The 7,992-nt window shown below is 69.6% G+C and carries 5 protein-coding genes; 2 read left to right on the top strand and 3 right to left on the bottom strand.

The features are described from left to right. Positions 1–1,483 (bottom strand): RCC1 domain-containing protein (locus tag VF794_RS35795; RefSeq protein WP_414641003.1); only part of this gene is annotated, 1,483 nt, incomplete at its 3' end. A gap of 293 nt (positions 1,484–1,776) precedes the next feature. Between VF794_RS35795 and VF794_RS35800 the strand changes: the two genes are divergently transcribed. Both VF794_RS35800 and VF794_RS35805 read left to right on the top strand, forming a co-directional pair. Next, entirely contained in the window at positions 1,777–2,262 is a 486-nt protein-coding gene (locus VF794_RS35800) for a C-type lectin domain-containing protein (RefSeq protein ID WP_331117610.1), read from the top strand. After that, a complete protein-coding gene (locus tag VF794_RS35805) occupies positions 2,259–4,598 on the top strand; it encodes an RTX toxin (protein ID WP_331117611.1) in 2,340 nt (779 codons plus the stop codon). The genes VF794_RS35800 and VF794_RS35805 overlap by 4 nt, the downstream gene beginning before the upstream one ends. On the opposite strand, the gene coaBC is transcribed toward VF794_RS35805, so the two are convergent. Together coaBC and VF794_RS35815 are read right to left on the bottom strand one after the other, a co-directional pair. Then, positions 4,595–5,812, bottom strand: a complete 1,218-nt coding sequence (gene coaBC / locus VF794_RS35810) for a bifunctional phosphopantothenoylcysteine decarboxylase/phosphopantothenate--cysteine ligase CoaBC (protein WP_331117612.1) — start codon at positions 5,810–5,812, stop codon at positions 4,595–4,597. The genes VF794_RS35805 and coaBC overlap by 4 nt on opposite strands. 287 nt (positions 5,813–6,099) lie before the next feature. Beyond that, positions 6,100–7,992, bottom strand: a 1,893-nt coding sequence (locus VF794_RS35815) for a carboxypeptidase-like regulatory domain-containing protein (protein ID WP_331117613.1), incomplete at its 5' end; no start/stop codon positions are given.

A 7,992-nucleotide genomic window follows, 5' to 3' on the forward strand; every position in this document is an offset into this window, starting at 1 on the left:
CATAGCCGGAGCTGGAGACGCCCTCATCGTCCCCGAGGGGACGGCTGTGGCCGTAGCCCAGCTGGCCCGTGTCGTTACGGCCCCAGCAGCGCACGGCTCCGCCCTCCAGCAGGGCGCAGGTGTGGTGGCCGCCCACGGCGAATTGGAGGCCGCTCTCCGCCAGGGGGACGTTGCCCACCGTGGAGAGCGGCTCGTCGTCGCCGAGGTTCTGGGAATGGCCTTGGCCGAGCTGGCCGGAGTCGTTGCGGCCCCAGCAGCGCGGGGCACCGTTGCCGAGCAGGACACAGGTATGGCCCTCGCCCGCGAGCAGGGACTTGAAGGCGGTGTCCTCGGTGGGGTTGTCGGGGAACTGGTTGGGCGCCAGGACGTAGAGCAGCGTTGTCTTACCGCCCTCCCCGTCCGTCACCTCCAGCCGCAGGGTGCCACGCAACTCGAGGGTATAGCCCCGCAGCAGGGTGGGATTGGCCTGGGAGGAGAAGGTGGGCTGCTCATGGGGACCATCGGCCGTGAGGCTCCAGGCGTAGGAAAGCTCGGAGAGAGGCCGGTCGTCGGAGACGGAGGCCTCGAAGGCCACCTGGGGAGCACCTGGCACGCGCACCGCGCTCAAGGCGTTGATGACGGGATTGAAGCGGATGACGAAGGAGGTGTCGCGCACGCCCTCGGAGGACGGGGGACGGACGCGGATGCGGAAGGTGGTGCGGAGAGAGTGGCCGTCCCGATTGGTGAGGCGGATGGAATGGGAGAAATCGGTGGTGGAGGGAACCTCGGGGGCGGTGTAGCGGATGACGAAGGTGGCGGAGGTGCCCTCCAGGGTGAGGCTGCCCTGGGACGGGGAGAAGGTGCCGCTGGCCCCCTCATCAATGACGTAGTCGAGGCGCTCGCCGGCACGGGCCTCCACGAGGAAGCGCAGAGGGAAGCTCTGCTCGGGGAAGAGCTCGGTGGGAACGGTGATGCGTTGGATGCGGGGCAGCGTGATGTGCGCGTCGTTGGTGGGAGCCAGAACGATGCTCACCGGGGTGTTGTCCTCGGTGAGGGTCTGGTCGGTGGAGCCTCGGAAGAGCTCGGCCTCCGAGGCGCTGGATGCGGTGGCGACGAAGGAGAGGGGCTTGTTCCTGGGGAGGAAGGGGAGCTTGCCCGTCCAGAGGCCGTTGGAGCCTCGGGAGAGGTCGACGTCGCTGAAGAGAGGGGCGGTGCCGCCATCCGCCTCGCGGACGAGGACGTCGATGCGCAGGCGGGTGACATCCTGGAAGGAGAAGCCGAGGCTGGAGACAAGGGCGGCCCGCACGGAGGGGCCAGCGCCTTGAGAAGTGGCCAGGAGGTCGCTGGAGCCAATGGAGAAGGAGACGGTGACGGTCTCCGCTCCCGGAGAAGCGGACGGGTCCTCGGACAGAGGGCTCCTGCAGCTCAGACCCAGGAGGGCCAGCAGCAAGAGGTGCGAGGCCGTCTTGCTCACGGAGGTGGAGGCGGATGAAAGGGCAGTCATTGAGTTGGCATTGAGCCTTAGCAGCAGTTACCAAGAGGTCCAAGCTCCCTGCCGACGAGGGCAGCCCGTTCAAAAACTGCCCGAACGCGTTCAGGAATTGAACTGGGCCACCCCACGAGTCTTGCTCAAGGTTTGGCGAAACCCCGCCCCGGTTTCCGCGCACAGGCGTTCAAGATTTGAACTGACAGACTCCGAGGTTGCGCTGTTCGCGGGGAATTCCATGCCGTTTCTGGCCTCTGGCACATGGCTTGAGACTTGCTTGCGCTTCAGAAGCCACTCCCCCGAGAAGACCCATGCTCAAGACACCACCAGCCCACCTCTTCGCGCTCGCCACGGCCCTGCTACTCGGCGCCTGCGGCCCGGAAGCCCCGGAGCCCGCCAGCCCACGCTCCACTTCCGAGGGACAAACCTGGCAGCCCCTCACGTTCAACGACCACGACTACCTCTTCGTCCGCTCCGCCAGGACCTGGTGGGACGCCAAGGCCATCTGCGAGTCGCTCGGCTACGGCCTGGTCACCGTCAACGATGCCAGCGAAGAGCGCTGGCTCGATGGCTTCCAGGGCCCGCACACGTGGTGGCTTGGCCACAATGACACCCAATCCGAGGGCTCCTGGCGCTGGAGCCACGGCGCCTCCTCCTACACCAATTGGTTGTCAGGAGAGCCCAACAACGCGGGCAACAACGAGGATTGCGCACACGACAACTGGCTCGGCCGCGGCGGGTGGAACGACTACCCCTGCGACATCGGCCAATACTTCATCTGCGAGAGTCTCCAGTGAGGCCAGCGCTTCGTCTGCTCCTGCTGAGGAAGGCCGCGTTGGTGCTGTCCGCCTTCACCCTGGGCCTTGGCCCCGCCTGCACCAAACCGCGAGACGACACCGCGCAGCGGCAGAGCGACACCGCCACCGTCTCCTTCGCCATCGGCTCGGATGATCTCCACGTCCCGCCTGACTCCGCTGGCAACTCCGCCCAGGGCCGCCTCCTCTCCGCCCTCTCCTTCACCTACGCCAGCGTCAACCGCATCCGCATCGACGTCACCGACACCTCCAGCAACTCCACCGTCTACGTCAACTTCGACCTGGAGAAGGACGCCACCGGCACCTGGCGGGGCACCCTGCCCTTCCTCCCCAAGAACAAGCCCTTGAGCTTCCACGCCAAAGCCCATGGCTCCGCCGAGGCCCTGCTCTTCGAAGGCACCACCGTGCAGACCCTCTCGGCCGACGCCCAGACGGTCGTCATCGTCCTGGCCTCCTCCAACGACAAACAGCAGATCACCCTCCCCCGCCTCCTGCGCATTGCCTCGCCCTCCGCCTTCGGCTCCGAGCAGAGCGGCAATGTCTCCTTCTCCGTGGAGGCCAATACCGGCGAGAAGCTCACCTACACCATCACCTCCGCCCAGGGCGGCGGCACCTTCTTGCCCACCAGCGGCGCCATCACCCTGCTGACCTCCTCGGGAACCTTCGTCAGCCGGTACGAAGCTCCCACCGTCTCCTCCGAGACCACCTTCACCCATCAGGTGCTCATCACCAACCCGGCCGGGCACTCCGTCGCCACCACCTTCACCACCCGCGTGAAGCCGCCCGGCACCACCGACGGCACGCTGGACACCCAGTTCAACGTCCTCTTCAACCCCGTCATCCACCGCCTGATGGCCGCGCGCCTGGTGGAGACCGACCGCGTCATGTGGACGGCCGACGTGGATGACGACGCCAGCGACGCGGAGCTGCGCTACGCCTGGAGCTTCAAGCCGCTTGGCGCCTCCGAGCCAACACCGGGCTTCTTCGTGGACGCGGCGGCCCACCCCGGCATCCTGCGGGGCTACACCACGGAGTTGCAGGGCGAGTTGCAGCTGAACGTGACGGATCGCAACGGCAGCGGCGGCACCACCACCGTCTACTACCAGCTGCGGCCCGGCCAGTTCCCCGACCAGCCCACCGTGGACAACGGCTTCAGCGCCATCCGCGCGGGCGCATCACATACCTGCGCGCTCTACAATGACGGCAGCCCGCGCTGCTGGGGCCTCAACACCCGGGGCCAGCTCGGGCTCTCGAGCACCACCACCTACGGTGACGACGAGGCGGCCTACCTCGCGGGCCCGGTGCCGCTGGCCGGCGTGGGGGTGGAGCTCGCCGTGGGTGGCCACCACACCTGCGCCCTGCTCGACTCCGGCATGGTGCGCTGCTGGGGCAACAACTCCTTTGGCCAGCTGGGCTACAACAGCACCGACACCATCGGCGACGGCGAGCCGCTCTCGAGCGTCGGCTACGTCAACCTCCGTGGCTTCGCGACCACTCTGGTCTCGGGCCTCAACCATACCTGCGCCCTGATGTCGACGGGCAAGGTGCGCTGCTGGGGCCTCAACAGCAGTGGCCAGCTCGGCTATGGACACAAGAACAACGTCGGTGACAACGAGCATCCCTACTTCCATGGCGACGTCGACCTCGGGAGCGATGTCATCGTCAGGGACCTCGTCGCGGGTGCCGCGCACACCTGCGCGCTGCTCTCCACCGGCTCGGTGCGCTGCTGGGGCAACAACTCCTTTGGCCAGCTCGGCCTGGGCCACACCGCCCATGTCGGCGATGACGAGACGCCCGCCAACGCGATCGTCCACGTGGGCGGCCCCGTGCGCCAGCTCGTGGCCGGCTACTTCCACACCTGTGCCCTCTTGAGCGGGACGGGGGGCCTCCGCTGCTGGGGACTCAACGGCTCCGGCCAGCTTGGCTACGGCAACACCGCGGACCTCACCCTGCCCGGCGGCACCGTGGCCGTTGGCGGCGAGGTGCTGCAGGTAACCGCCGGGCAGGACCACACCTGCGCCCTGCTGAGCACTGGCGGCATCAAGTGCTGGGGCCTCGGCGCCTGGGGACAGCTCGGGCAGGCCAATGCCAACACCCTGACGGCGCCTCCCAGCACTCCCGTGGCCATGGGAGGCATCACGGCCTTCCAGGTGACGGCTGGCGGCCACCACACCTGTGCCCTGCTCGCCACCGGCACGGCTCGCTGCTGGGGTCTCAACAACCACGGGCAGCTCGGCTACGGCTACACGCGCAACATCGGTGACGACGAGCTGCCCTCCTCCGCGGGAGACATCCCCCTGTTGCCGCCCGCGCTCTAGGTCGGGAGGAACTCCGCGACGAGCCCCAGGATGGAGCGGGCCACCTCCCGCTTCGTCCCGGAGAAGTCGCGCTGCTGGCCGTCCCGCGTCAGCACCGTCACCTGATTCGTGTCCACCCCGAAGCCCGCCCCCGGCGCCGTCACGTCGTTGGCCACGATCGCGTCCAGCCCCTTGCGCTCCAGCTTCTCCCGCGCGTACTCCACCACCCGCTGCGTCTCCGCCGCGAAGCCCACCAGCACCGGCCGCTTCGCCCGTCCCGTCACTCGCCGCGAGGCCTCCGCCAGCACGTCCGGCGTGCGCACCAGCGTCAGCGTCTCCGGGCCCTCCGACTTCTTCACCTTCTGCGACTCCCGCGCTCGCGGCTTCCAGTCGCTCACCGCCGCCGACGCGATGAAGCAGTCCACCTCCTCCACCCTCGCCAGCACCTCGCGCGCCATGTCCTCCGCGCTCACCACGTCCACCACTTCGTAGCCGCCCCGCTCCACCGCCCCCACCGGGCCCAGCACCACCGTCACCTTCGCCCCCAGGCTCCGCGCGGCTTCCGCCAGCGCCAGCCCCATCTTCCCCGTCGACGGGTTGGAGATGAACCGCACCGGATCCAGGTACTCGCGCGTGGGCCCCGCGGTGATGAGCACCCGCCGGCCCGCCAGGGGCCCCTCGGCGAACAGGCGCGCCGCCGCCACCACCATGTCCCCCACCTCCGCCAATCGCCCCGCCCCCACGTCTCCGCACGCGAGCAGCCCCGACCCCGGGCCCACCACGTGGAAGCGCGGAGACGCGCGCAGCGCCGCCACGTTCTCCTGCGTCCGCTCGTTCTCCCACATGGCCACGTTCATCGCGGGCGCCAGTAGCACCGGCCCTCGGAAGGCCAGCAGCGACGTCGTCACCGCATCGCCCCCCATCCCCGCCCGGATGCGCGCCAGCAGATCCGCCGTGGCTGGCGCCACCACGAACAGCTCCGCCCAGCGCGCCAGATCCAGGTGCCCGAAGTTTCCCTCCTGCGCCGGATCGAAGTAGTCCGTCAGCACCGGATGCCCGCTGAGGGCCTGGAAGGTGAGCGGCGTGACGAACTGCTTCGCCGCTTCCGTCATCGCCACCCGCACCTGCGCTCCGGCGCGCCCGAGCTCTCGCACCAGCTCACAGGCCTTGTACGCCGCGATGCCTCCACCCACGCCGACGATCACCCGACGTCCCTGTAGAGCCGAAGCCTCCATGTCGGATTCCTTACGCGTGAGGGGACGGGCTCGCAACCGCCTGCCACCTGTGAGGCACCGCTTCGCCCTCCAGGGCAACTTGATGTCCCCGGACATGGGCACACCTTCCCTCACACCTTCAGGGAGAGCCACCACATGAGGCACACGAGGTATCTCGGCTCCTTCGCGCCCCTGGCCGCTCTGGGAGCTGGCGGCCTGGCGGGCTATTACCTCGCCCGGGTCCAGGACAGGGCACGAGAGCGGGTCGTCTCACCCCGATCCTCTCTCGAAGGGAGAGGGAAGGTGGTTCAGGGGGTGAGCACCACGTCTCCCGATGACGGAACGTTCACCGTGCGCACGACGGGGCCTTCCTCCGAGTCCACGTGGAAGTGTCCCCAGACCAGGGTGTAGCGCCCCGGCGGGAGGCCCTGGAGCGTTACCCGCTCGCCGCGTGGTTGGTAGAGGAGCTGCCCGTAGCTGGCCCGCATCAGCTCCCTCTGCGGGTTGCTCACGGGCACGTCCCCGGCCAGCACCCACAGCGCCCTGCCCTGCGCGGGCTTGAGCTGCACCGTGAGCGAGGCCGTGCCCGGTGCCGGTCCCACGTCCAACCGCTGCTCCCCTCCGCCCACCTGCACCAGCAGCGCCGGCTCGCCGGAGAACTCCCGCATCTGCCCCAGCGCGAAGCGGTAGTGGCCCGGTGACACCTCCACGCTGTAGCGCCCGTCCGGCCCCGTGACGATGCTGATGGGCTCGCCCCGGTCTCCGTTGACGCCCTCCAGCGCGAAGCCCGCCGCCGGTGTCCCGTCCTGCTGGTACACCGTCCCGTACAGCCGCGTGGCCGGCTTCAGCACCAGCTCCACCGCCCGGGTGTCCTCGCGCGACGCCGGCACCGACGCGCTCTGCTTCCCCTTGCGCGCCGACACGTTGAACTTCGCCACGAAGGGCGGACTCGGCAGCGCGAAGCGCCCGTCCAGCCCCGTCATCACCGAGTCCTCGCACGCATCACACGACACCACCGCGTCCGCCACCGGCCCGCCCCCCTCGTCCCGCACCAGTCCCGTCACCATCGGCGCCTGCTCCAGCACCAGGTCGCCCAGGTCCGGCTGCGCCGGCTTGTCCACCATCAGCGGCTCGAAGCCCGCCGCCTCCACCGACACGATGACCCGGTCGCCCGCCGTGGGCAGCGACACCTCGAAGCGTCCGTCCACGCTCGTGATGTCGTGCTCGTCCAGGCGGAAGCGCCGCACCGGAGAGCCATCGCTGGACACCACCCTGCCGCGGAACAGGCTCCGCGCCTCCATCACCACCTTCACCGCGTCCGAGCCGGGCGTGGCCTGCACGCGCTCGCGCTGGTCGTACCCCGGATGATGGGCCTCCAGCAGGAAGGCGCGCCCGGGCTTGAGCGCGCGGACCTCGAAGTGCCCCTGGGCATCCGACGTCACCGGCTGGGCCAGGCGCGGCAGCACCGACACCGAGGCCCCCGCCACCGGAGCGCCCCGCTCGTCCACCACCTCGCCGCGAATCGCCGCCCCTGGCGCGAGTGACACCGTCACCCGCTGCGTCTGCCCGTCCACCACCGACACCTTCTGGGGCTCCGAGGGCTGGTAGTCCGAGTGCGTGGCCACCATCGAGTACGTCCCCGGCGGCAGCCCGCGCATGGGCACCAACCCGTCCGGCCCCGAGGAGTTGTCGCTGCGGAAGACGCCCTCGTTCTCCACCCACAGCATGACGTCCGCGCCCTCCACCCGGCGTCCCTCCGTCAGCACCGTCACCTCCAACGCCGCCCGGGGCTCCAGCTCCAACTTCACGCCCTCGGCCGGCGCCGTCGCCTTCACATCCCCTCCGCCCCACTCCGAGTGGTGGGCGTGCAGCACGTACAGGCCCGGCGTGGGCACCGCCGCCGAGAAGTGTCCCTCGGCATCCGCCAGCACCGTGTCCCCCGTGGGCTGCACCAGCACCGACACGTTGGGCGCTGGCCGGCCGTACTGGTCCAACACGTGCCCGGAGATGATCGTGGCGCGAGCCAGCTCCAGCTCCAGCGTCGTCTCGCCCGGCTTCACCCGCGCCGGCAGCTGCGCATCCCGGAAGCCCTGGGCGCGCCCCTCCAGCACGTAGTCCCCCACGGCCAGCGGGCCGAACTGCACCAGCGCCCCCGTGGAGGGCTTCTGCGACTGGATGGGCTGTCCCCGGACGGAGCGCAG

This window comes from Archangium sp., assembly GCF_036389735.1.
Classification (GTDB): domain Bacteria; phylum Myxococcota; class Myxococcia; order Myxococcales; family Myxococcaceae; genus Archangium.

Bases quoted from the DNA above. Each gene is read 5' to 3' on its own strand.
- VF794_RS35800 (WP_331117610.1), top strand. From the start codon at position 1,777: ATGCTCAAGACACCACCAGCCCACCTCTTCGCGCTCGCCACGGCCCTG.
- coaBC (WP_331117612.1), bottom strand. From the start codon at position 5,812: ATGGAGGCTTCGGCTCTACAGGGACGTCGGGTGATCGTCGGCGTGGGT.